Consider the following 25,519-nt stretch of genomic DNA (forward strand, 5'->3'; position numbering starts at 1 on the left):
CTAATTAAAAATTAAAGCAATGGCTATGAAAACTTATTATCCGACTCTTTTATCCCTAATCTTTGTGCTATATGCGATGCATACTCATGCTCAAAAACTAGAAAACTTACTAGTCATGAAACAACAATCACAGAATGAGTTGTTTCATCGATTGGGCAAAGCTCCCCGCACTCCGGCTTTTGAATGTGAAGGATATTGGAGTTGGGGAAGTTCCGTTATCAAAGGAGAAGACGGAAAATATCATATGTTTGTTTCCCGCTTCCCTAAGTCACTGCCTTTCCATCCGGGATGGATGATTGCCTCGGAGATTGTACATGCTGTATCCGATGCACCTGAAGGTCCTTACCAATTCTGCGACATTGCCCTGCCGGCACGTGGTGCGCAATATTGGGACGGACGCTCCACCCACAATCCGCGTATCCTGAAGTACAAGAACAAATATTACCTTATATACATGGGTTCTACCCACCCATTCGGTGAACCGACTTATGATGAACTGACATTAAGCAGCCCATGGTGCATCGTCGGACGTGTCAATAAACGCATCGGATTGGCTGTTGCAGATTCTCCTTACGGTCCTTGGAAACGTTTCGACGAACCGATATTAAAGACAAAAGCCAATACTTTCTATAGCTATTTAGCATCCAACCCTTCGCCTGTTATCCAAGAAGACGGCTCGGTGATGATGATTTTCAAAGGAAGGGCTCATACTGAAAACGGCAAATACTCGGACATGGCATTAGGAATCGCTTATGCTCCCAACATTGAAGGGCCTTACACGGTATTGAACAATGACCAGCCCATCTTCCAGGTAGACGGTCAAGGAGAAGCCGAAGATCCGTTTTTGTGGAAAGACTCTAAAGGGTATCACGCCATTTTCAAAGATCACGTAGCCAAATATACAGGCGAAAGAGGTGGCGGAGTCATGGCTCACTCGGCCGACGGCATCCATTGGACTGTAGATAAAGACCCGAAAGCCTATTCACGCACCGTAGAATGGGAAGATGGAAAAGTTGAAATGCAAGGACAACTGGAACGCCCGTTCCTTCTCTTTGAGAATGGAAAAGCCACACATGCCTTCTTTGCAACAATGGATGGTCCCGGCGGATTTGAGAACGCCACAAAATCATGGAATATGGTAATTCCTTTGAAGTAAGGGATAAAAGGTCTTTTTAGTACTAATATCGCAAATAAACTCTGAATGAGAAAGCAACTATTACTATTTCTTCTTATCACGTGCTGTACAGCTCATGCACAAAAGTCTTTCAGCGATTCGATAACACTAATCAAGAGGAATTATATACATGCAACTCTTGGTGAAGATGAAGGGAAGAGAGTTCTTCTCAAACAGCTTGCAACCATTCCCCGGGAGCAAGAAGTATCCGATCAGAATGTGATTGAGTTACAACAGCTATATCCTATTTCTTCCAAAGAAATCAAGTATCTCACAAATACTCTTTGTGCGGACGGATCATGGAAAGACATCAATTACAAAGATACTAAACGTTCCGGCTGGGAGCCCAAAATTCATGCAGAACGAATCTTGAAGCTTACCAAATATTATTATCAGAAACAGCAACAACTGAAACCTGCCCAAATATCCCGACTGGCTAACACAATCCACCAGGCAATGAATTTCTGGTTCAAACATGAGCTGGTATGTCCCAATTGGTGGTATAATCAAATCGGCATACCACGCACACTCGGACCGGCTTTCTTACTATTCGAAAAGGAAATGAATGAAGAAGAAAAGCAGGCAGCCGTCAAAGTCATGATGAACTCCGCTTTCGGAATGACAGGGCAGAATAAAGTCTGGCTGGCAGGCAATGTATTAATCAGAGCTATCCTGCAAAATGATTGGGAACTGGTTAAAGAAGCACAAAGAAACATAAGTTCTGAAATATTACTTGGTCAAAAAGAAGGAATCAAAGCAGACTGGAGCTTCCACCAACATGGTTCACAACAACAATTCGGTAATTACGGATTGTCCTTTATATGCAATATGAGTTTCTATGCGGAAATGTTTGCCGGGACTTCCCTTGCTTTTTCTAAAGAACAACAGAAAATTCTCACTTCTCTCCTACTCGAAGGTTATCAATGGATTGTATGGAGAGGATATTGGGACGTAAACGGATTGAACCGGCAACTATTCCGGAATGCGGATATCGACAAAGGATTCAAGTTGCTTTTTGCTGCATATTCTCTGATGAAAAGCAGCGAACCGGAAGTTTCAGGAAAAATACAAGAAATGATCAACCGGAATTCCATCTCTTCAAAAATTCCCGAAACGTTTACCGGAAACAAACATTTTTGGGAATCGGATTATACAATTCACCGTACTCCCCGATGGATGGCTTCCGTACGTATGGCTTCCGAACGAGTAATTGGTACAGAACTGGTGAACGAAGATAATCTGAAAGGATATTACATGGCTGACGGCGCGCTATACACTTATGTACGCGGAGACGAATACCATAACATTTTTCCTTTCTGGGATTGGAGAAGGATTCCGGGAATTACCACTTATGAAAGCAATGCCCCTATTCCAAATCCCAACAAAACTGATTCCCGAAATCACAGTTCTTGCGTCGGCGGAGTGACTTACGAGAACACAGGTATCACTGCCATGCAACTGAAACGCAATAAATTGGAAGCTAATAAGGCATGGGTATTCACGGATGATTACGTACTATGTATGGGAAGTGACATTCATGCGGACAGCACAGCTACTATTATGACGTCCATCGACCAACGATTCAGTAAAGGCAAAGTATGGTCTGATGGCAACAAACGTTTCTTCCATAATAATACAGGATATATTATATTACAAGCGGACACTTGCATCGCTCTGACCGAGAATAAAGAAGGACAATGGAAAGACTTCATGGGAATGTACAGACCCGAGGTCTTAAAAAATGAACTATTCTCCATTTATTTGAAACATCGCAAAGATATGCCTGCATCTTATATATATCTGACACTTCCAGCCACCACGCAACAAAAAGTTCGCAATTTCGACAGTAACTCTATCCGTATTATCCGTAATGACAAAGAAGCGCAAGCAGTTGTTATCAAAGATTTATGTTACGCAAGTGTTTATCATCCTACTCAAATATTAATAGAAGGTCAGAATCCGATAGCTATATCAGAACCGGGAACTTATATTATTCATACAAAAAAGGGGAATTTCGTTGCTCATAAACCTTTCATAACCGAAAATAACGGTAAGAATCTTCCATTTTTTGAATGAGCGATTCCACTTGAGGGATACTTAGGGAGATTAACCTCCCATGCTAGTAAAAATGACACTAAATATACAGAATAAAAAATCGGCCTCTATAATACGCTTCCAAATTTTATCGTTATATTTGCAAATAGAGTCAACTTATATACATTAAATGGAGTTTCCTAAAGCTTATGGAAGTAACAAGAATGAAGCCTTTGTAGAAATTGTAATAGGATTAAAGGAGGAGAATAATTATACATATGAATAACCAAATAAAACAAAATATTACAGAATATCAAAGTATTATAGAGTATATTCGTAATTCTATAGATGATGGGAAATGCGATTTTTATCCTAAATGTAAGAAGTTAACATTGCAATAAATGTAATATACCATTGGAATAATATATATGCAAACCGAATCCCAAAACATAGAATTCAAAGAATCCTGGCGCGATGAATATCTGAAATGGATATGCGGATTCGCCAATGCGCAAGGAGGTCTTCTTTACATCGGTGTAAAAGACAATGGCGACGTATGCGGTATACCAGACACTAAGAAGTTGATGGAAGATATCCCCAACAAAACTCGTGATATGCTCGGCATTCTGGTAGATGTTAATCTGAAAGAGAAGGATGAAAAGCAATATTTGGAAATTGCAACAGAGGCATATCCTTATCCGATCAGTTTTCGTGGCAAGTATTACCAGCGGAGCGGTGCAACCAATCAAGAGTTGAAAGGTGCGGCACTTGACCGTTTCATGCTTCGCAAACAAGGAAAGACCTGGGACAGCGTACCTGTACCTTATTTGAAAACTGAGGATTTAGACAACGCTACTTTCGACTTATTTCGCAAATATGCCAAACGAAGTGAACGCATGGAAGATGCTGATTTAATGGACAACAATCACGGTCTGTTAGAAAAACTTCGGCTTTATGAGGGCGATTATCTAAAACGCGCTGCTGCTTTGTTGTTTCATCCTGACCCGGAACGCTACGTGACCGGAGCTTTTGTAAAGGTTGGTTTTTTCCGTGAAGGAATGGATTTAGTATATCAAGATGAAGTACATGGCAATCTGTTTCAGCAAATTGTGAAACTAATGGACTTACTATGTACTAAATACATGAAAGCCATCATAACTTACGAAGGTATCCATCGAATAGAAACATTGCCTATACCGAGGGAGGCTTTGCGCGAGGCGTTATTGAACGCCTGCATTAACAAGGATTATGCAGAACCTTCTCCCATACAAATTCGCGTATATGAAAATAAACTGGAAATTGTAAATGGTGGTGTTTTACCAGACGGCTGGACAGTGGAAACACTACTATCTTCTCATCGTAGTTTCCCTTACAACCCCGATATCGCCAATACATTCTTTCGTTCAGGAGAGATTGAAGCGTGGGGACGTGGTATTGAGCGTATCATTATAGCTTGTAAGAATGACGGATTTTCCACACCGGAATTCCGTTACGATGTTTCAGGTATTTGGACGGTATTCAAGTTTGAGTATCCGGAAAGAGCAACTACCCAAAAGACTACCCAAAAGACTACCCAAAAGACTACCCAAAACCTGACGGAACAACAGCAGGCTATGCTATCTTTCTTAAAAGAGCATCCCGAAGCGACCCGAAAAGAGATAAGTGAAAGTCTTCTCAACATCACAGAAGATGGTGTTAAGTATAATCTTTCACGCCTTCAAGAACTTGGATTATTGGAGCGTGTAGGAGGTAGAAAACAAGGTTATTGGCAAATTATAGAGTAAAAGCTTATGGATGATTTAGGAGAATTTGAAAGTTGGCATGAGGATTTAATGGCATGGGAATGCTTTCAAGATGAACTTGACTCCACAACTTTTCTTCCACATCCAATTTGCAACTGAATTGGGAAATCTTGCCGTTTACGGCGATACGGCACATCACCGGCACAAGCCCGATTTTTTTCGGGACATTGCGTTTGAGATAGAATAATACTCTGAAAGTGCTTCTGCTCATAACTCTACTTTTTTGTTTGCAAAATTATTTATGGTAGAGCCGAATGACGGTAAGCAAAACACAGCGTATCGGTGCGAAGAATAGTAGAACTGCACAAATCTGCCCTTACATACTAACTGTATATCAGCATATCCGTAAGAGATGTGTTATATATAAAAGATTGGCGTGGATGTCTGTTGTTATCATCATCTTGTTGAAGGGTTTTGCTAGGACCTTAGTCAGAGATGTTGGTATTCAACAGCATCCATGCCTTTTTTGTATCCGGTCGGTTATCAAAATCCCCATAATAACCTTAAATCATACGCCCACCATCCGACATACAAAAGACTGGATGCATGTTGTACCACATCAACAAAATATATATCACCCACTATTGTGGAACACCTTAAAAAGAAGCATCATGTCGAAATGGATAAACATAAACGAAGCAGCGGTAAAGTATGGATATAACAAAGCAATCATCCAGCTCTGGGCGGAAATGAAAAGATTTCCCATATCATATGAAGAGGATACTCCTGCCATTGACGAGAAAAGTTTCCAAGAATTCATAGATAAATGTAAAAGAGGTATCACAGCAGAGTACATTGACACACTGGAAGAACTGTGTATTTCAAAAACAAGAATCTGTGATATTTATGTCGAAATCATTGGAAGACATGTAAAATATAAACACACAAGAAAAGGGGTATCAAAAGCCGGATTCCATCAGAATCCTCAGCTCTAGATACCCCTTATTGAAAAACAAACCCGGACGGTTCTTATTAAAACCAACTAATCGTCCGTCTACCCAATTTTATCAGAAGTCAAATTATACGACCTTTGTCACACTCTTTCCACAATCTTTCCCTGTCGGCAAAGCAATCGTAGCAGAAGTCTTTCCAATTTCCACTTTCATTTCTTTCAGTTGTGTGTTCATCGTCGGGTCTGTTACTGAAATTTTGTAGCCTTTTCCCTCTTTCTCGATAAGCAACACACAAGGAGCGGAAACTTTCACTGGGATTCCCTGCCATCTCAACGTTTCGCCGGCTGAATAGAACACAGCTTCCAGTACTTTCTTATCAGTTGACTGGACAGCTTGTACCAATGTATCATTTCTAAGCACTGCAAACGGATTCTTCTTCGCCGGAAGTCCTTCGCCTGCATACACAGCATAACCATATGTATCATCCTTGACTTCCCGGCCGTGGTCTACCCAAACACGGAGAATATCAGCCGTTTCCGGCAGATTCTTCTTACCTTTGTTCGACAGGTTTCTCTTCAACCATTCGTTGGGGCGAGTTTCGCAACAGAAGAATGCCTTTGATGTAAATTCCGGCAAAGGCATATAAGCGAAGCCGCCCTCTTGCATTACCCACAACGACTTACCTTTATTTATCAACGAGTTGACACCGGACGACGGTTCAAGCTGCTTCTTTCCGTCATACAGAGTGACTTTCCCTTGATGAGCAGTCTGCTCCATAGTAGTGCGTATCGTACCTTCCTGCTCCGGTTCCAGATTGGTGACGCCGGCTCCAAGAGCAATCATATAATCGCCCAGCATGAAATATGACTTATAAGCCTTTACCCCGAAAGCCACCGGATTGATGATGTTCACATCCTTTCTTTCCCTGGTCATAGCGTCCACTTTCTCGAAGATAAAGCCTGCCACCGCATTCTGTCCACCATCTGTCGCTCCACCTGCAAAGTTGTGCTTACTGGTAAATCCTCTCCAATTGGTAAACGGTTTCAGTTTTTCCTGTCCTTCACGGGCTGTAATTCCGGGCAGAGCCGTCAAGTCCATAGCTCCTATCACTTTCCGGTATTCATCCCCTTTACGCTGGAAATAAGTAAGTCCGTCATTCGTATAGATATTATACTCATCTGCAAAGTTGTTGGCACTTTCCAAACCGTCACAACGGTTGGAAGCCATATTCACCAGCATATAATAATCAGCATTACGCTTAATCAGATCATCATTATTGTAAAACCAGCGCGTACCGTTATAGTGCCCTGCCGGATAACCGTCCATACGGATATTATCTTTTCCCGCTTCCACAATCAACTGTTTCAATTCGCGGACTTCATCATCCGTGAAAGAGTTAGGCCAACGGGTGACAGAAGCTTTCATCATTTCATAATAAGGGATATGAGCCGACTTCCCTTCATAATACACCATTGAATAACGATCCAGGCAAGGGGGGATAAATCCTTTGTAATAATAGAATGTGCTGCCGCGATAGAAATTAAGCAATGCATCCGCATTCTCACGGGTCAAAGTTTCCGCCCAGGGAGTCCCACGGAGCGTCCATAACAAATTCTGTGCACTCTGTGCTCCGTGAATAGGATATCCCCATACGAGACACTGCAGACCATGTCCCCAACCGGCTCCATCTGCGGTGAACCCCTCATTCCAAAAAGCATCCTGATAAGTAGGCTGCGACACACTGCTCAAGCTACCTTTCGCTACTTCCGCCACTACATCTACCATCGGAATGGAATCCATCAATACAGCCGTCTCCAACAGCGGACGATAGGCAAGCGCATTTCCACCCACCCATGAAACATGATGGCGGAACCTTTCCACACTTACCACATTCTTTTCCGTATCATCATTACGTTTGGGTTGCGTCCACGACTGCATCGCCAGTTTTTTCAGCATATCACAGGCAGATTTACGAACAACCACCGTATCTCCCGGAATATCCATCTGATTGAACAAAGCGTAATAAACCCCGCAAGCCGCTTTCGGAATAGCGAAGCAAGAAGCATGGAAACGATCGTTCGGCTGACGGCGGGTTTCAATATCCCCATATCTCAACACAGCCTTCCAAAAACGTTCGGGAATCGTATCTACCTTTGCTCTCCGAAAGTTGTTGGCTATCACCCACAGGCGTTCAGTTGCGTCGGCAAGGTAAAGTCCCATATTCTGCTGGTCTTGAAAAGAGACGGATTTCAGCCAGTTACGGTCGTGAATCTCCTTTTCATAAGCTATCAAATCTTCAAACTGCCCCTCCTCATTCAACTGTTTCAGGTAAGTATCCGCATTGTTTATTTTCATACGGATAGGATAAGTACTCATATTCTTTGAATAATACTCGCGCAACTTATGTATCGCGTTTTCTTTATCCGACTGTGCAAAAACAGTCACGAAACCTATCAGCAACAAAAACGACAGGCAAAAATCTCTTTTATTTTTCATATTTTACCGATTTAAAATTTTATTCAATAAACAGCCAGTTCAATCCGAACAGCTCCTTCTTCGGAGTACCTTCAGGACGCACCTTCACAGTATATATCCCGGCTTCCGGAAATTTAACCTTACCCAAATGTCGGGTGTAGAATTCACCGAATCCTTTAGGCCCAGCCAACGTCACAGCCTTCACAGAATCCACACCTTCCACTTCCACACAATAAGGCTGTCCGGCAGAAACCGAATCACAAGCATAGCAGATTGACAATTCCCTCTCCCCTGCTTCAGGAATATACACTTTCCAGAAAACGACATCATCAGCCGCCCCCCATCCGCGGATACTGGTAGGAGATATATAGCCCACTCCGGTGACATCTATCCCTTTCGCACGTTCCAGTCCGCCTGCCAGGGATGCCTTCGCCTGTCCCATCGCAATACCACCGAAGTTGATTTCGCCACAGAAACCGTTTTCCGCCTGCAATTCTCCCTCCACTTCCAGTTCGATGACCGAATCATAAAATACCGGTTCGCTTATCGGGCCCCGTACATGCAAAAGTAAGCCTTTCTGTACAAATTCCACATTTTCATTATTCAAAGAAGGGATACGAGCAGTCAATACCTTATTTTTCAAGCCATTGACACGTATGACACCATCCGAAGGCCACTCGAAGACGTGCAGATACACTTTTGTCTTGCCGTCTTCAGCACGTTGTGTGATAAGTCCCCAGTCCTGTGACTCCTCGGCAAAAGGAGAAGGATATGTACCGTGGAAGCCCACCTTATTCTGATGTATCATCTTACCGATTTCAGATATACGGGTTTTGATTTCGGGCGGGATGGAACCATCTGCACGAGGGCCGATATTCAACATCACATTGCCACCTTTATATATCCCCTTCACGATTTCGCGTACGAAGTACGTGGTAGAGCGCCAATTCTGGTCATCTCGGTTATAGCCCCAAGTATGATTGAAAGTAGCTGCCGTCTCCCAGGTATGGCCAAGAGGCCGGTCGGGAAATTCGTTATCACCCATCGTCTGAAAGTCAACGCCGTTATCACCCACCTCGTGAATCCCAAGGCGCGTATTTACCAATACGGCAGGATCAAGTTCGCGAATCATGGCAAGCATATCACGCATCTGTTTTTCGGTCATCTGCCCTTCGGCAACAGGGTCTTCACGCCAACAGTCGAACCAGAACAGTTTCACGCCATAGTCCTTTATCAGTTCGGCTACCTGCGGCATTGCCTTCTCACGCCAGTATTTATCATATTCTTCCTCTGTCGGCAACCGGCGGTAAGGCGCCGATATGTCTCCGCGTCCTGCCGCAACGCGGTCAAAGCCCGGTTTCTGTTCATCCGCATAGTCCCAGTCGTTGTTACGTCCGTTCGGATGCCCCCAATCCAGCCAATGTGAATAATAAGCACAAAGTATAATACCGTGTTTCTCACATTTTTCTTTCAGGCATTTCAATACGTCAAAATTGGTTCCCGACAGTTTTCCATAAGTATAGTCACTGACTTTCGAGTTCCAGAATGCAACTCCGTCATGATGCTTCGTCACAAAAGTGAGATATTTGAATCCCCCTTCTTTCGTAGCAATCACCCAATCTTCTATCTCCTTCTCGGAAATCGGCATACGTTTAGCCATCTGATCCCAGTCTGCCTTTTGTACCTTATTATGGCAACGTATCCATTCGGCATATTCCGAGTTACGGACTTTCTCGCCATAAAAACGACCGGATGCCGGAGTACACAATGACCAATGAATCATAATGCCGAGACGTGCTTCTTCAAACCACTTGACCCTCTCCTTCTGTGTCCGGGGAAGAAGATCTTTTTCTTTTTCGGGATTTCGCTTGACGCAACTGAAGAATAACAAACCTGCGACAAGCACCAACCAACTTTTACTCATAATCACTTTTTTGATATTAGATTTTTTGATATTAGTCTTCGCTACAAAAGTAGGACATACCAAAAGTCTTCAGGGGCACATAGCGTACAATGCAGGTTAACTCTACGTACAAATCACCGTCCCAATACAGTACAGCCACGATTTGTACGCATTGTGTCCGTCGTTTGTACTGATGATGCAGGTAGTAAATTGCCATAGTTCCGACATTTGCCGTATCAGTTTTAAAAAACAGAAATGTCTAATCTTAATTTAAGAACATGAAAAAGAATCGAATCTTATTTTCGAAAAGAAGTCAGTCCTTCTTTTGGATACTGCTCTTCTCTATTTCCACCGTCTTCGCACAGGTTGCCATAACCGGAGTGGTGACAGACGAAACCAAAGAACCGATGCCCGGTGTAAGCGTCATTGTTAAAGGGACAAAAACGGGAACCGTCACCGATGCCAACGGACGCTACCGCATATCAATGCCGAAAGGTTCATCCGTACTTACCTTTTCTTTTTTAGGATATGCAGTAAAAGAGGTTACGGTAGGCAACAAGAAACAAATCAACGTAGAAATGAAGGAAGACGCCAAGATGCTGGACGAAGTAGTGGCAATCGGATACGGCTCGGTGAAGAAAAGCGACCTGACGGGTGCTGTCAGCAAGGCCGATATGGGAGACCTGACAAAAGCGGCGGTTGCTTCCATTGACCAGGCACTGGCAGGACGTATCGCAGGTGTACAGGTAGTTGCTACCGACGGCCGGCCGGGAGCCACCTCCAACATTGTCATTCGAGGCAGTAACACCATCTCCGACAGTTCCGACGGCTCTCCTCTTTATGTAATCGACGGATTTCCGATGGAAGACCCCAACTTGGCTGCCTACAACCCGAATGATATCGAATCCATCGACGTGTTGAAGGACGCATCGGCTACCGCTATCTACGGAGCCCGCGGCGCCAACGGTGTCATCATCATACAGACGAAAAGAGGAAAGGAAGCTCCCCCTACCGTGACTTACGACGGTTACTTCTCCTGGCAGACAGAGCCGCAGTTCCTCAAAATGATGGGAGCTTACGATTTCGTGAAGCTACAGACGGAACTGAACCAATACAGCGAACAATACTTGGACAGAACCTACCTGAGTTATGACGAAAAGTTGGGTCGTCATCAAACACTGGAAGATTACCGCAACAGAAAAGCATACAACTGGCAGGACATCGTGCTGGACGGTGCGCCGTTCACCAGCCATCATGTTTCGCTCAACGGTGGAACACAACGTACCAAATATAGCGCAAGCGCCTCATATTTCCACCAGAAAGGTACATTGACCGGTTCCGAATACAACAGCTTCCGCACACGTCTGACCCTCGACCAGCAGGTTACATCCAATGTTACCGTAGGATTTACCGTGAACTACGCCAACAACAGGACACATGGCGCCAACCCGTCCGAGAGTCATGGCGGATGGACATCAAGTCATTACCTGTTCTATTCCATATTAGGATACCGCCCATTGGCTTACAAGTTGGACGAGGATATACTGAACCAGCCTTTTGACCCGAACATCAACAGCGCCACCGACTATCGGTATAATCCGGTGAAAACCGTTCAGAATGAAGATTCCGGCAATTTAAGCCGCCAACTGAACATGAACGCTTACCTGACCTGGAAAATCACCAAGAAACTGGAATTCAAAGTGACAGGTGCCCTGAGTTCGAATATCGTCAGAAGTACTTCATTTAATAATTCAGAGACTTATTGGGGCGACGCACGCTACCAGCCCGACAAACAGAACGGTAGTTTCAACTATACGGAGTACAACAACTGGTCGAATGATTATACGCTGACCTACCGCACCAAAGTGAAGAACCATAATATCTTAGGTATGTTGGGAGCATCAATTTCCAGCAACCAATACCAACGTCTGGGCGGTCAGGCATCACTGGTTCCCTGGGAAGAACTCGGACTTTGGGGAATAGACCAGGGAACTCCCAAAAAGATTTATGCCGAGAAGACAGAACAACACATGATGTCCTTCTTCGCACGTGCCAACTATGACTGGAAATCCCGCTATCTGCTCACCGGAACAATCCGCGCCGACGGTTCTTCACGCCTGATATACAACAAATGGGGATACTTTCCCTCTGCATCCGGAGCCTGGAGAGTATCGGAAGAAAAATTCATGAAACCTGTCCGGAAGTGGATGTCCAACCTGAAACTAAGAGCAGGCTGGGGTATCACGGGAAACAACCGTACACAGGAGAACTATCCGTCACATCTGCTTTATGCAGGTAATGAGAATTACGCATTCAACAATACAATGTATCCCGCTATTTACATCCGTCAGATGGCAAACAAGGATTTGAAATGGGAATCCACCTATCAGACTAATATCGGACTGGATCTCGGATTCTTCGGCAACCGCATCAATGCTGTCATCGACTATTACAACAAGCATACCAAAGACCTGTTGTTATATGCCGACACTCCCCCATCCATCGGATTCGAACAAGTGCAGCAGAATATCGGCAGCGTACGCAACTCCGGTTTTGAGTTCGCCATCAATACAGTCAACCTGAAAGGTGGAAACAATAAGCTGAAATGGACAAGTTCATTCAATATCTCGTTCAACAAGAACGAAATCACCGCATTGTCCGACGGACAGACAAGCCGCGTAGTGGGAATCCGCTACCCTGAAATTCCGGATATGTACATCGCCAAGGTAGGCCATCCGCTTTCCGAAATGTACGGATATGTATTTGACGGAGTGTACCAATACGAAGACTTCAACGAAGTATCACCGAACAACTTCGTGCTGAAAGACGGTATCCCCGACAACGGACGCAAGAGAAGTGAAATTCGTCCGGGCGACCCGAAACTGAAAGACATCAACGGCGACGGCAAGATTACGACGGACGACCGTACCATCATCGGTCACGGACTTCCGATACATATCGGCGGTTTTACCAACCGGTTCGAATACAGAGGATTCGATTTAAGCATCTTCCTGCAATGGTCTTACGGTAACGACCTGATTAACTACAACCGCAAACTGCTGGAAGAACTCAAGAGTGCGCATACCAACCAACTGGCAACAGCAGTAAACCACTGGACGCCCCGCACGGTCAACGCAGACGGTTCCATCACTCCGGGGAACTACACCAATTACCTTTGGGCTCCCACCAGAGGTTTCTACGAGCCGGGCTTCAATACCGACCGTGAAGTGGAAGATGCATCGGTACTTCGCTTGAAAACAATACAACTGGGATATAACTTCCCCGCCAAATGGCTGAAAAAGGGCAAAATCAAATCGCTGCGGCTCTACGTCACCGGACAGGACTTGATAACATGGACAAATTATTCCGGCTACGACCCCGAAGTATCCACCCGCAACTCGTCCATGACGAGAGGCTTCGACTACTCGGCATATCCACGCTCGGCAACCTATACATTCGGTGTGAAAATGAGTTTGTAATAACTTGATAAAACGAAAGAAAAATGAAGAAACTATTGATATATATCGGATTGACAGCCTGCCTGTCGGCTTGTGACTTTCTGGAAACAGATACTTACGATGAGCTGTCGGAAAACAATGTGTACAACAATCTGGAGAGTTGCGAAGCGGGACTGGCAGGAATCTACGACCCGATGAGCAATTCAAAACTCTACGGCGGCCACCTTATCACGACCTGTGATGCCGGTTCGGACATCATGGTGTACAACAAGCAGTATAGTATCGGAATGACAAAGCTCTATCTCAACAACTATACTTCCGTAGACAAGGAACTGAAAGAGACATGGACGGAACTGTACAGAGGTATCAACCGCGCCAATACCTACATCGAAGCCATCACCGACAAACCGGCGGACGTATGCAAAGATGAACGCACCAAACAACGCCTGCTGGCAGAAGCCAAAGGCCTGCGTGCCCTGTACTACATGAACCTGGTAAGTTTTTGGGGAGAAGTCCCCTTACGCCTGACGGGCACCCGCGACTTGAACTCGCAGAAACTGGCGCGCAGCCCGCAAATCGACATCTACAAGCAAATCATTTCAGACCTCGAAGCCGCCGAACAGGGTTGTCTCACCGCTGATGAACTGGCAGAAGCAGGCCATATATCGGTAACTACCGCACAAGCACTTATGGCAAGGGCATATATGTGGATGTCCGGCTATCCGGTATATGCCGACAAATGGAATGAAGCACTGACCTACGCCCGCAAGGTAAGGGACAGCGAACTGCACGAACTGGTTCAGGAACGGGGTGAACTGAACGGTTATGAAGCGCTCTTCATCGACTTGTGCTCCGACAAATATAACTGGAAAGAAAATATGTTTGAAGCGGAAATGTATGGCAACGACCTGAACATCACCCGCGAATCCGGTTCTATCGGCCTCTCTATCGGAATCACACAAGGTTCGGCCCTCGATCCCGACAACGGTTTCTGTTACGGTTTCTACAACGGTACACGTATTCTGTTCCGTATGTATGAAGAAAATGACAAGCGCAAATGGTGGAACTTCTCCAACTATGGTTTCCAGACGGAAAAGATAAACGAAAATACGGAAAAGGTAACCCGCAAATACAAGACGGAATCCGAACTGAAATCCATGCGCGACGGAGATGCTGCCAAATACCGCAGGGAATATGAAGTTGTACGCCCGCTGACACAATACACCACTTCCATCAACGTCCCTATCATGCGTTATGCGGATGTATTGCTGATGATTGCCGAAGCTGCCAACGAAGTGAACCAGGCTCCTACCCAAGAAGCGGTAGACGCTATCAATGAAGTAAGAAAAAGAGCCAAAGCCAGCGAAATCAAGCTGAGTGACTATGATTTTGAAAGTTTCCGCGAACTTGTCCGTGACGAACGTGCCCGTGAACTGTGCTACGAAGGCAACCGCAAAATGGATCTCCGCCGTTGGGGCAAAGATTATTTTGAGAAACGCATCAAGATGCTGGCAGACCAGAACATCATCGTAGGCGGAGAATATGACGGCGATATGATTGGTTATCCCATCATAGTGAGTGGTTCTTATGCAGGTGTCAATATCAAGGCACAACCCGGCATCGAACTGCAACCCAAACATATCTATTTCCCCATTCCGGAAACAGAACTGAATACCAATCCGATATGCGGACAAAACGAGGGATGGTAATTTTATAAACGATAAAAAGAACAACGCTTTATGAAGTACAAAAATACAATACTATACGGAATGTTCCTGCTATTTGCAGGTACATTCGGTTCCTGCGACAACAACGGCATTGACGACCTCGATTTCAGCATAGGTCTGAACAATCCGCAAGAAACCTTTAAAGCAGGCGACCCTGTCACTTTCAATCTGTACGGAGACCCCGATTATCTGCTCTTCTATTCAGGAGAATACGGCAAGAAATATGCCAATCGTAACCGGACAACGGCTGACGTGCAAGACTTAAGCCTAACATACAATCTGGAATTAAAACATGCAACCAAAAGATTCAGAAACGGAATACGGGTACTGATTTCAGAAGACTTCAACGGGATTTATGACGAAGAAAACATCAATAAGGCCACTTGGAGCGATATGAACGGACAATTGCAAGTACCTGTTATAGAATCGGAATATGAAGGTTATGCACACGGCACCGTCAGCGACGTACAGGTTGATTTGTCCGACTACAAATACAAAAACTTCTATCTGGCAATTGAATATAACCTGCCTGCCTTGAACGATGAAGAAAAAGAGCAAAAGTATGTTCATCCCGATGTCTACTTCTATCCGAAGTTGAATCAGACCATAGATGGAAAGATGACGCAGAAGACATCTCCCAAAGCTGATTTTGGCTTTAACTTCGTAAGAATCAAATCGAACGATACTTCGAGTGACAATCCGACCGTTACCGCAGTGGACGACTCGAAAGTCTCCATCAACGGGCGTAACGGAAAAAACGGCACATATGTATGGGCAATCAGTTTACCAATAGATGCGGCAAAAGTCAGTGCCGACGAAGGGCTTTCCATCAAGAACTATTCCGCCGCCTTACCCAGCTACACACATATTTACAATGAACCGGGAGAATATACAGCCACTTTCGTGGCACGCAACGCCAACGCATGGAATTTCACGGAACAGGTAAGAGAAATCAAAATCAAAGTGGTGGAATAACAGTCGATGATATATTATCAAACAAATAACATAATTAAACTCACATGAAGAATAAATTATTTTATACGGCATTATTGATGACCGCTGCATCACTCTCATTCTACGGATGCGACAATGACAGTGAGCAGGAAGACGAAATACAGCTCACCGATACGCCTCTTGTATTAACCGGAAAGACTTACAGCTTCGACCCGAAGGCTACAGGTGGAGAGTGGAAAAACGGAAAAAATATCGGTGTATTCCTGACAACGGAGAATGGAGAAAACATTTATGAGAATGTATTGTATAAATCCCTTGAAGTACCTGCGGGATATTTCGCCCCGCCTGTAGGAGACAATCCTATTTATTTTCCGCAAGACGGCAGCAAGACGAATCTCATCGCCTATTTCCCCTATTCGGAAAATCTGACGGAGAACCGCATATCAATGGATATATCCAATCAAAACAGTGCATCGCCTTTCAATTTCCTTTATTCCACCAATTGCAAAGGAGTGGGCAAAGACAATAATAAGGTAGCTATGGAGCTTCGGCCGGTATTGGCGCAAGTCGTACTCGACCTTGTCCCCGGTGACGGAGTGACGAAAGAATACCTGGAAGAAGCGACTGCCATGCTGAAAGGGATAGATACCAAAGCACAGTTCAATCTTCTGTCCGGTCAGTTCGAGAATCTCGAAGCAAAGAAGGACATCACGATGAAAGCCAGTGCAACAGCCAACAGCGACACGGCACAAGTGATTCCGGCATCTTCGATTGAAGGATACCAGCTTTACGTTTCATTCCCGAAAATGAACCGTGAATATACTTGGGAATTATCGGAGAAGTTGGCCGAACTGAGACAGGGTTACCGTTACATATGTACTGCTACGATCTCTTTGGATAAGATTACCGTTGAAACAACGGAAGAACCGATTGCAGACTGGGCAGACGGCAATCAAATTACGGGAAATCTGCAGGAAAACTGGATACTGAGAACAATCGACGATTTACCGGCAGGAGACATAAAAGCAGAGACAGCAAATGACAAACCCTGGCAATACGAAATCGGTGACTGGATATTTGTAGCAAAGGACGTCAGTCAGGCCGGAGCGGCAGCAGTAGTCAACGATCCGTCTTTGGGACATAATGTGATACATTGCAAAATAAACGATAACAATACCTGGTATAAGACTTATATCGCTCACAGAATGCAGTCTCCGAAACGGGAAGTATATACTCTCAAGTTCAAAATGAAAGGTACTGCCAACAAGTCGGTAAGATGTTTCAGCTTGAGAGAAGATAAAAAGATTATAGCTATCAACGCTGCTGACAATAAATATCAAGGAGCTTACATATTCAACCTTACAGATGAGTATAAGGAATACCGGATAGACTTCGATTTCTCCAAACAAGTTTTAAGCATCTATGATACCGTCACAGAATATACAGCAACAACCGATGAAGTTCTGGACAATCTGTTTCTCCAGTTCTCACCTGCGAGCAACGATACCGAATTCTATCTGTATGACGTAGTACTTGAACTCAAAAAAAACTAATTGATAACAACTCTAAAAAACAAAAAGTATGAAAACAATGAATTTTAAACTGGGATTGGCATCCTTATTGGCTGCTGCCCTTCTGACTTCAGTGAACGCAAAAGCATCTGACAACAACGCCGACAAGCAAAAAGACAAAGTGGAGATTAAAGCTATCGCCAGTCTGCCCGTGGGAAGTATAGCCCCGGTACAAGACGATAAAGCCAATCCCGAAGAGACAGACATATGGCTTTACCGCGTGGCAGGAGAACTGGAAACGGGAGACGTGAAAGTAGAACTCGACAAAGCGTTGAAGCACAACGTAATCCGTTGTGACTTCTATCAGCAGAAGAGCTGGTATGGCACTTACTTGTGTTATCGTACCAAGAACCAGGAAATGCAACGCAAAGTGTACCGTCTCACCTTCAAGGCAAAAGGCACTTCGGGCAACAACATGAAAGTTATCATCATCGGCAACAACGGTAAGGAATGCGTCATTGCAGCACGCAACAACGAATCCGAAACACCTTCAGGATACAGACAAATCAGCTTGAAGAAGGATTACACCGAGTATGCGCTCGATTTCGACTTCTCACAGAAAGTGAAAGCTCCTTATCCGTATCCTGACGGCAACGGCGAACTGGGAGAAACATCGGACGAAGTGCTGACTAATTTCTTCATCATGTTCTCTCCGAACAGCGAATTCACCAAATTCGTACTGGACGACGTGAAACTTGAACTGAAAAAGTAACACTATTCCCCTAACAACAAATAATCATGAGAACACAATACATACGATTGGGAATGATGTCATTACTGGCAATCCTTCTCGGCTCGTGCAGTCAGGATGTGATGGACGATATATCCCCCCGGGAAACGGGTAAAGAGATTGTTTTCAGCACCACCATCATGCAGACACGCACGCAGACCACCGATCGGAAGACTGTGTTTGTAGACGAAGACCACATAGGGGTCTTCGTCCTCAACCGGTCCACTTCCACATCTCTTCACACCAACCTGGATTATCTGTATAAAGAAAACGCATGGAACTCCGAAGCTCCTATCACTTTCCCACTCGACGGGAGCGATGTCAACTTCTACGCTTACTACCCGTACGCAGAAGGAAACACGGCAACCACTTTCGACTTTACCGTAGATACAGACCAGGCCACCAACGGCTTGAACCACAGTGACCTGCTGCTGGCTAAGAACGAGACATCGGAAGCGAACGACGACGCAGTTACGCTTTCGTTTACCCACGCTCTGGCACTACTGGAAGTAAAAGTCTCCCTGCCCGCAGGAGTAAAAGCAGACAAAGTGACACTGAAAGCCCACACCACCGCTTCAGTAGACCTCAAGGGACAGGCCGCAACTGTAAAAACAGATGTTGCTATATCCGAAATCACCCTGATGAAACTCAACGACGATACCTTCCGCGGTGTAGTCCCCGCACAGGAATTAAGCGAAAAGTGTATCCTAATCATCGGTGACAACGGCGCATCATACAGGTACACAGCCGGCAGTCCGCTGACACTGCAAGCCAACAGTATCAACACCTTAACCGCTACCTGCCAATGAAACTATCGGGAAACATGCTGGGGAAGAGTATCTTCTACCTGCTTTGTTTACTGGTGACAGCGGCCTGCCATTCCGACGAAAAGCCGGAAGAGGCAGGCCCTTTGCCTGTTATACCAGAACCGGAACCGGAGCCTGAACCGGGAACTCCCGATTGCAAAGCATGGACAGATTTTATGGCAGGCAACGAAGCGAATGTACTTCTTGATTTCTCCTATGCCGGATACGGACACGGAGAAACAGCACCACCCGATGTATGGACATTGGGATATACTGTTTATGACGTCACCGACTACGGAGCTATCCCCGACGACGGTAAATCCGACCGGGAAGCCTTACTGAAGATTCTCGATAAAATAGGTATCAACGGCAACCGCAAAGCCAACGCCCTGATTTACTTTCCCGAAGGTGAATTCATCCTCTATGATGAAAGCGACCGGGGAGACGCAGACAATGACGTGAGAATGCAGATACGTGCCGGAAACTTCATACTGAAAGGAGCCGGACGAGACAAGACCACCATCACCATGGCAGCCCCCTACCCGCCCCTGCCCAACGTGGAATGGGCGGGGTCCATGTTCGACATCAAGAACTGGAACGGATTCTCGAACTTGCTTGCAAACGTAACGGGAAGTTCTCCAAAGGGTAGTTTCTCCGTAGAAGTGGCTTCTACGGGAAGTATCCGACCGGGCGACCGCGTCTGTCTGAAACTGGAAGACAACTCTCCCGAACTGATTGCCGAAGAGTTGCATCCTTACCAATGGATGAGCTCCATGACACAGTTACAGACGCAAGGCGTGCAGGTGTACGACTTCCACGAGGTGAAATCCGTCAGCGGCAACCGCATCACCTTCGTCGAACCTATCATGCATGAAGTAAATCCCCGCTGGAACTGGACAGTATGCCACTACGACTGCTACGAGAACGTGGGAGTGGAAGACTTGTCTTTCAAAGGACAGGCAGGAGAGAACTTCATTCACAGTCAATGGTATGAAAATTCAGCCTACAAGCCACTCAGCTTTCAGCAGATAGTCAATGGCTGGGTACGCCGGGTAGACTTCTACAGTGTCAGCGAGGCAGCCACTTTCACCTTGTGCGCCAATATATCCGCCTACGATATCCGCATCGGCGGAAACCGTGGACACTGCTCCGTACATACTTCCGGCTCATCGCGGGTGTTGATAGCGGACGTAAGGGACGAAGCAAAATCAACAGCTATGGCAAATGCAGGACAATGGCACACAGTAGGCGTCAGCAAGCAATCATTGGGCACCGTCATCAAGGACTGCACCTGGGGAAATGACACTAATTTCGAATCACACGCCACACAGCCCAGGGCGACTTTGCTGGATGGCTGTACGGGTGGTTTTCTCCAGTCCCACCAAGGTGGGGACACGAACCAGTTGCCCAATCATCTGGACGACTTGGTGCTTTGGAATTTCTGCGCCACCCGCGTGCTCTCCAATGAAGCCACCAACTGGATATGGTGGAGTGACGAACGCGGCTGGAAATTTCTTCCGCCGGTTATCGTAGGTTTTCATGGAGAAAATGTTGATTTTGAAGTATCACAAGTGAAACTTATGGAGAGTTACGGCCAAAAAGTTAATCCGAAGTCTCTCTATGAAGCACAGTTACAATGCCGGCTGGGATATTTGCCGGACATTGATTATCTGCAATAGAGTTTACTCCCGACTGTCTTCCTCTTCCTTATTCCCCGTCCGGTAATACAGCGGACTGATACCATACATATCTTTGAAACAACGGCTGAAATAACGCTGGGAGCTGAATCCTGTACGTTCCGAAACTTCGGTAACGGACAGGTACAGCTCATGTTTCAACATCCAGGCGGCCTTCTTCAAACGTATAGTCAAAATGAACTCATTCGGTGTCTGCCCTGTGATAGCCTTTATCTTGGTGAAGAAGTTAGTACGGGAGATATATAACTCCTTAATCAAATCGGACAACGAATACTCCGAGTTATCCAGGTTCTTTTCGATAATGGCAACCGTGCGATCCAGCAAATCCTTATCCATCGGATTAGTAGCCAACATCTGCACCTGTGTCTGCGGCTGTCTGCTGAACTTCTCCTGCAATACCCTGCGGCTGTTCACCAGATTATTACATCTTGAAATCAGCAGGCTCACATTGAAAGGTTTGGTGATATAATCATCCGCGCCAATCCGCAATCCTTCGATAGTATGCTCGATGGCAGTACGCGCCGTCAACAGTACGACAGGGATATGGCACGTCTCAAAGTTCGCCTTTATCTGCCTGCAAAGCTCTATCCCCGTCATCTTGGGCATCATAATATCACTTATAATAATGTCCGGCATCACTTCCTGCGCCTTTTGCAATCCCTCCTCTCCATCAGGAGCGGTAATAACCTCATAATAAGGTTCGAATAAGCCTGCCAGCATCTCCCTCAAAGAAGCATTGTCTTCTACAATCAGCATTTTGGCCCCTTTGATTCTGTTCTGTACATCTTCGTCCATTACTTGCTGTTCTAGTTGCAACTGCGGTTCGGCAGGCATACTCAAAGGTTCTTCCTTTACAGGTTCCGTATCAATCTGCTCTTTCAGGAAGTGTTCTTTTCCCAGTTTCAGGTAGATGGTAAAGGTAGTACCTTTATCCAAATGGCTGCTGACCTCAATGCGCCCTTTATGCAGTTCGATAATACCCTTGCTCAAAGCCAGGCCGATGCCCGTTCCCTGTGTACCGACCGAATCGCTGCCCACCTGATAGAAACGTTCAAAGATCTTTTCTATCTCTTCCGGACTGATGCCTGCACCGCTATCACGGACTTCAATCACCGCTTCTTCTCCTTTCTTATATACATTCAAAGAGATAGTCCCCCCTTTCGGCGTATATTTGAATGCATTGGACAACAGGTTGTTTATCACTTTCTGCAACTGTCGCGAGTCATACCACACTTCCAGTTTCTCCTCTCCCTTGTCGAACCGGAAATGTACGTTGCAAGTAGCGGCATACTCCACATAAAGAAGATAATTCTCATACAGAAAATCAACCAGTTCATGCCTGCTCACCTTTATCTTCATATGCCCCTGCTCCTGCTTGCGGAAATCGAGCAACTCGCTAATCAACTCGCGTAGCTGCAAACCATTCTTATAGATGTTCAGCAACTTATTGTAAGCCGCAGGCGAGAAAGACTGCCCTTGCAACAGCATTTCTATCTGCCCGATGATGATGGTCAGCGGAGTGCGGAACTCATGCGAAATATTGGTAAAGAAACGGAGCTTCGACTGGTTCAGTTCCTCTACATCACGGATATGCTGCTGCTCGTATTTCAAAGACTCCTGCAACCGGATGCGGTCACGATATGCCTTTATGAGATAGAACAGGATAATACCTGTGACAATGACATATAGCAGATAAGCCCAACCGGTCTTATAGAACGGCGGCAGGACGGTTATCGCCAGGCGGCACTCCGACTGGTACACGTGATTCGCACCCGCAGCCTTGACAATCAGCGTATAATCTCCCGCGGGAAGATTGGTGTAGGTAATCATCTTCTGCCCGTGAGTTTGCGCCCACTCATCCGAGAAACCTTCCAGTTTGTAAATAAGCTCGTTCTTGTTCGCTGCAATATAATTAGTCATCGCAAATTCAATGCTCAATACGGAATGGTTGCTTTTCAAAGTTATGGAAGAAGCATCATAGAGAGAAGATTTCAGTATGCCGGTTTCATCATTGATGCCGACTTCATTGCCGTTTACCCATAACCTCACAGGTATAATATTATAAGGTTTGAGAGGAATATCCAAATCTTTCTCATAGAAAGAAATCATGCCTTTCACTCCACCCAGGAATATTTCTCCGTCCTTACACTGATACAGTGAGTTCTCGTTGAGCGTAGTAAAAGGAAAGCCGTTTTCGCTATTATGATTGTAGAATAGCTTGGTGTAATAGTCAAAGATGGTAAAGCCCTGGTTGGTAGTCAGCAACAGTTTTCCGTTTTGGGATTCTGTGATGGAATAAACACAGTCGCTCCCAAGCCCGTTGTTGCGTGCGTTGAAGTTCTCGAACTTACCCGTCTCACGGTAATAGACATCTATGCCCGAGCTGACCGTAGAGAACCACAGGTTATGATGCCGGTCTTCGATAATACTGGTAATAATATTGTCGCTAATCGTATTCTCCGCTTCGGGAGTATATTTGTAATTCACCAGTTGCCCGGTATCAAACCGATAGGAAAACACTCCCTTACCTTCCACCGCAATCCACAGGATTCCTTGTGAGTCAATGAACAAACGGTGGCAGAACAAGTCGAGCAACAGGGTAAACTTCTCCGTTTTCGGATTGAAGCGATATACTCCGTCATATGAAGCTATTAAAAGTTCCCTACCATAAGGAATAATATCCAATACGACATTCGATGTCATTTCACCCGCCATTTCAGGCATCCTGTATTGTGTAATCCGGTCGGTTTTCATATCCAGCTTGTTCATCCCTTCCTGATGAGTGCCAATCCAAAGCACATCGTCCTGCGCATCATAGTACAAAGACTTTATATTATTATGAGACAGCGAATTGCTTGCTCCTTCTTTATGCTTATACCACTTGAAACATTTCTTCCTGCGGTCATAATAGTTCAGTCCACCCCCTTCGGTGGCAATCCACAGATTCCCCAGCCTGTCTTCCGCCATGCATCCGATGACGGGATAGTTCAGCCCTTCACTTTCATGAATACCGGGACGATAATAAGTATAAATTTCATATTCGGGATTAAAGTAGTTCACTCCGCCGAAGTAAGTTCCCACCCACAGCGTACCTTGATGGTCATTAATAATACAATAGACGGATGAATTACTCAAGCTGCCCGCCATATCCGAAGGCGCATAGCAGGTAAACTTCCGTGTTTTCTTATCAAACTTGTTCAGGCCGTTGAAGGTGGCAATCCACATATTCCCCTGATTATCTTCGCAACAGTCTCTTACCGAATTGGACGAAAGTTCTTTCCGCCCGTTTTTCCTGCCATCCGTATAATTGACTATTCCACTGTCCGACAGGTGGAAAAGTCCGTCCTCCCAAGCAGATATCCATATATCCCCGGACGTATCCTGATACAGATTATAAATATAGACCTGAGGCAATACACATTCCGGCACACTGTGTCCTTTTTTGAGGCAATACAATCCTTTACGTGTCCCAATCCACAGATTACCGTCCCTGTCTTTCAACAGAGACACAATCAGCAGATGGACATCCAAAGAACAATAAGGTTTCAACTGCCGCGATTGCGGGTCGTAATAATTCACCTGCCAGTCTCCACCCGTAAACAGCGTATCGGCTCCATAGGTAATATTATATACTCCGCCTTTCTGGATGGTATGAAACTTTTCCGAATGCATATCAAACTCACATAATCCTTCCGAAGTCTGTATGTACAGCGTTCCTTTATCGTTTCCACAAATAGCTCTCACAAGATTACCCACAAGGGAACTCTGGTCTTCCTTATCATGCTTATAGTATTGTATCCGGTTGCCGTCATACACGTTAAGCCCGTCACGCGTACCCATCCATATCCGTCCGAGTTCGTCCTTATGCAGAGCATAGACGGAAAACTGAGAAAGTCCGTTTTCGGTAGATAAGTAATTGAAAGAAATGTCTTGGGCAAAAAGAGTGGTGGTTCCTAAAACGGCTATCAACCAAAGGCATAACCGCAAAAGCGCATTTAAAGAGTATAAATGTGTGTATCTCATAAATATTCTGTATTATAGAAACGGAACAAAGATACTAAAAAAACAAGTATAGTTATACTTAATTATAAAATCTCTTATTCACATTCATCACGGTTTCCTTAGGTACTCATTCATAGACAGTTCCGGTGAAGAAACGACAAAAAATACAGTATTCACCAATCTTCACGCCTTCACGTCCCTCATAGGATTTGCATTCTTCCGACTCATATCAGCAATAAAATGACACATAGTACATAAAGGAAGGAGGACCGATTATGGTATAATTCAGGTAG

Annotated in this window: 15 protein-coding genes and 1 pseudogene; 11 read left to right on the plus strand and 5 right to left on the minus strand. The window is 45.1% G+C overall.

Annotated features, from left to right (window positions below):
* Positions 1-76: 76 nt before the first annotated feature.
* The 3 genes from ACGHVY_RS11890 (at position 77) to ACGHVY_RS11900 (ending at position 4,992) form a co-directional block, all read left to right on the plus strand.
* Positions 77-1,156: a glycoside hydrolase family protein gene (locus ACGHVY_RS11890; protein WP_390599680.1), complete on the plus strand. Its 1,080-nt coding sequence runs from the start codon at positions 77-79 to the stop codon at positions 1,154-1,156.
* Positions 1,157-1,201: 45 nt separating this feature from the next.
* Positions 1,202-3,250: a polysaccharide lyase family 8 super-sandwich domain-containing protein gene (locus tag ACGHVY_RS11895; RefSeq protein WP_390599236.1), complete on the plus strand. Its 2,049-nt coding sequence runs from the start codon at positions 1,202-1,204 to the stop codon at positions 3,248-3,250.
* A 386-nt stretch (positions 3,251-3,636) separates the two neighbouring features.
* Positions 3,637-4,992, plus strand: coding sequence for an ATP-binding protein (locus tag ACGHVY_RS11900; RefSeq protein WP_390599237.1), 1,356 nt, complete (start codon positions 3,637-3,639; stop codon positions 4,990-4,992).
* A 79-nt stretch (positions 4,993-5,071) separates the two neighbouring features.
* Here ACGHVY_RS11900 and ACGHVY_RS11905 read toward each other — a convergent pair.
* Positions 5,072-5,221: pseudogene (locus ACGHVY_RS11905) on the minus strand (Arm DNA-binding domain-containing protein); the annotation flags it as partial.
* A gap of 400 nt (positions 5,222-5,621) precedes the next feature.
* On the opposite strand from ACGHVY_RS11905, the gene ACGHVY_RS11910 reads away from it, so the two are divergent.
* Positions 5,622-5,945, plus strand: coding sequence for a hypothetical protein (locus ACGHVY_RS11910; RefSeq protein ID WP_390599239.1), 324 nt, complete (start codon positions 5,622-5,624; stop codon positions 5,943-5,945).
* Between the two features lie 84 nt (positions 5,946-6,029).
* On the opposite strand, the gene ACGHVY_RS11915 is transcribed toward ACGHVY_RS11910, so the two are convergent.
* The 3 genes from ACGHVY_RS11915 to ACGHVY_RS11925 are packed head-to-tail and all read right to left on the minus strand — an operon-like array spanning position 6,030 to position 10,498.
* Positions 6,030-8,399: a polysaccharide lyase family 8 super-sandwich domain-containing protein gene (locus ACGHVY_RS11915; protein WP_390599240.1), complete on the minus strand. Its 2,370-nt coding sequence runs from the start codon at positions 8,397-8,399 to the stop codon at positions 6,030-6,032.
* 19 nt (positions 8,400-8,418) lie between these two features.
* Positions 8,419-10,302, minus strand: a complete 1,884-nt coding sequence (locus ACGHVY_RS11920) for an alpha-L-fucosidase (protein ID WP_390599242.1) — start codon at positions 10,300-10,302, stop codon at positions 8,419-8,421.
* Between the two features lie 31 nt (positions 10,303-10,333).
* Complete coding sequence (locus tag ACGHVY_RS11925) at positions 10,334-10,498, minus strand: hypothetical protein (protein ID WP_308745435.1); 165 nt, start codon at positions 10,496-10,498, stop codon at positions 10,334-10,336.
* A 61-nt stretch (positions 10,499-10,559) separates the two neighbouring features.
* Here ACGHVY_RS11925 and ACGHVY_RS11930 point away from each other — a divergent pair, with 61 nt between their 5' ends.
* From ACGHVY_RS11930 to ACGHVY_RS11960, 7 genes are read left to right on the plus strand one after another with little or no spacing between them, the layout of a single operon-like run.
* Positions 10,560-13,760: a TonB-dependent receptor gene (locus tag ACGHVY_RS11930; protein WP_308745436.1), complete on the plus strand. Its 3,201-nt coding sequence runs from the start codon at positions 10,560-10,562 to the stop codon at positions 13,758-13,760.
* A gap of 23 nt (positions 13,761-13,783) precedes the next feature.
* Positions 13,784-15,448 (plus strand): RagB/SusD family nutrient uptake outer membrane protein, encoded by a 1,665-nt coding sequence (locus ACGHVY_RS11935; RefSeq protein ID WP_390599243.1) that lies wholly within the window; start codon positions 13,784-13,786, stop codon positions 15,446-15,448.
* Positions 15,449-15,478: 30 nt separating this feature from the next.
* Positions 15,479-16,441, plus strand: coding sequence for a DUF5017 domain-containing protein (locus ACGHVY_RS11940; protein WP_390599245.1), 963 nt, complete (start codon positions 15,479-15,481; stop codon positions 16,439-16,441).
* Between the two features lie 44 nt (positions 16,442-16,485).
* Positions 16,486-17,973, plus strand: coding sequence for a fimbrillin family protein (locus tag ACGHVY_RS11945; RefSeq protein ID WP_390599246.1), 1,488 nt, complete (start codon positions 16,486-16,488; stop codon positions 17,971-17,973).
* A gap of 28 nt (positions 17,974-18,001) precedes the next feature.
* Positions 18,002-18,703, plus strand: a complete 702-nt coding sequence (locus ACGHVY_RS11950; RefSeq protein ID WP_308745440.1) for a DUF4627 domain-containing protein — start codon at positions 18,002-18,004, stop codon at positions 18,701-18,703.
* 26 nt (positions 18,704-18,729) lie between these two features.
* Positions 18,730-19,530, plus strand: coding sequence for a fimbrillin family protein (locus ACGHVY_RS11955; protein WP_390599248.1), 801 nt, complete (start codon positions 18,730-18,732; stop codon positions 19,528-19,530).
* Complete coding sequence (locus tag ACGHVY_RS11960; RefSeq protein WP_390599250.1) at positions 19,527-21,206, plus strand: DUF4955 domain-containing protein; 1,680 nt, start codon at positions 19,527-19,529, stop codon at positions 21,204-21,206. The genes ACGHVY_RS11955 and ACGHVY_RS11960 overlap by 4 nt, the downstream gene beginning before the upstream one ends.
* Positions 21,207-21,209: 3 nt before the next feature.
* Here ACGHVY_RS11960 and ACGHVY_RS11965 read toward each other — a convergent pair whose 3' ends face one another.
* On the minus strand, positions 21,210-25,247 hold the full coding sequence (locus ACGHVY_RS11965; RefSeq protein ID WP_390599252.1) for a two-component regulator propeller domain-containing protein: 4,038 nt from the start codon (positions 25,245-25,247) through the stop codon (positions 21,210-21,212).
* Between the last annotated feature and the right edge of the window lie 272 nt (positions 25,248-25,519).

Source organism: Bacteroides sp. f07 (genome assembly GCF_042854785.1).
In the GTDB taxonomy this organism is placed as follows: Bacteria; Bacteroidota; Bacteroidia; order Bacteroidales; family Bacteroidaceae; genus Bacteroides.